The organism is Ralstonia soli, from assembly GCF_023955655.1.
In the GTDB taxonomy this organism is placed as follows: domain Bacteria; phylum Pseudomonadota; class Gammaproteobacteria; order Burkholderiales; family Burkholderiaceae; genus Ralstonia; species Ralstonia soli.
On the sequence record NZ_JAMXHT010000028.1, the window covers coordinates 1 to 1,060 of the forward strand.

Annotated in this window: 1 protein-coding gene; it reads left to right on the forward strand. The window is 57.7% G+C overall.

What is annotated here, in order from left to right:
- The first annotated feature begins 318 nt into the window (after positions 1-318).
- The gene (locus tag NG900_RS26530) at positions 319-939 is read left to right on the forward strand and encodes a Tar ligand binding domain-containing protein (protein WP_315862394.1); all 621 of its coding nucleotides are present in this window, start codon (positions 319-321) and stop codon (positions 937-939) included.
- Positions 940-1,060 lie beyond the last annotated feature (121 nt).

Sequence of the window (1,060 nt, forward strand, 5' to 3'; positions counted from 1 at the left end):
CAGCGTTGGCTGCCGATGCTGATGTTCAAATACACGCTGTAGTTAAGAGGCACCTTGGTTGGACCGACTGTGCTGCCCTATAAAGGATGAGGGAAGTCAAAGCGGACTCTAGGCGTCGGAGGTGCTGTTGCGCCTCCGCGCCTCCGCGCCTCTATGGATCCTCCAAGAGTTCCTATGAGTCACGGCTTAGTGCGCGGCCGCAAGGCCATTGAGGCCAACCTGTGAACCGCTGACGCAGAATCCGGCAAGGAACACCACGGGGCCGAGGACCATCGGCATGGCGTAAAGCCGCAGAAACAGCCGCAGTGTTTCGAACTCGTGACCGTTCGGAACAAGTTGTTGTCGATCATTGCTTTACTAGTGTGTGGAATGCTGGGCTTGGGCACCTATCTGCTTATCGAACTTGGGCGGGCAAGCGACTACGCCGCTGCGATTTACCAGAAGGACCTTCGCAACGCATCGACGATTGCAGAGATTGACAGCCTCCTCATGCGCGCGGACCTGACGGTCTTGCGCATGTTCGCGATTGGGGATCCCGAGTCGATCGCCCAATGGAAGAAGGACAACGAGCAAAGGTTCGCTGCCGTCGAAAAATCACTGGACTCGTTGGGCGCGAATGCCGGGGTGACTCAATCCGCGGCCATTACAAACTTGCGCAACGCTTTCCATAGCCTACAGGCCGGGATGCGGCATCAAGTCGAGCGAATTGAGGCTGGTGACATTGAGGGCGGGACCGAGGTCAATCGAGTCGAGGTGAAGGCGCAGTCAGACAACCGCTCCTTAGGACGGGTCCATGGGCCTTCCATCGTTAGGGCTCGTCCGGCACATGCTGGCCGGCTGCTCTTGTTCCAGGGGCCGGATGAACAGCACGTCGGCGCGGTTGCACGGGCGATACCGTGCGTGATACGAGAAACACTCGTCCTCGAGTTCGCCTGTTAACGCGCGAGCAGAATTGACCCACTTGGCGGGGTGATTTGCATCGAAATTTGACCCACGTGATTGAATGTCCTGCTCAATCTTTGAGCAGGGGATACAGAGGTGATCACGGTGGGCATGTTGG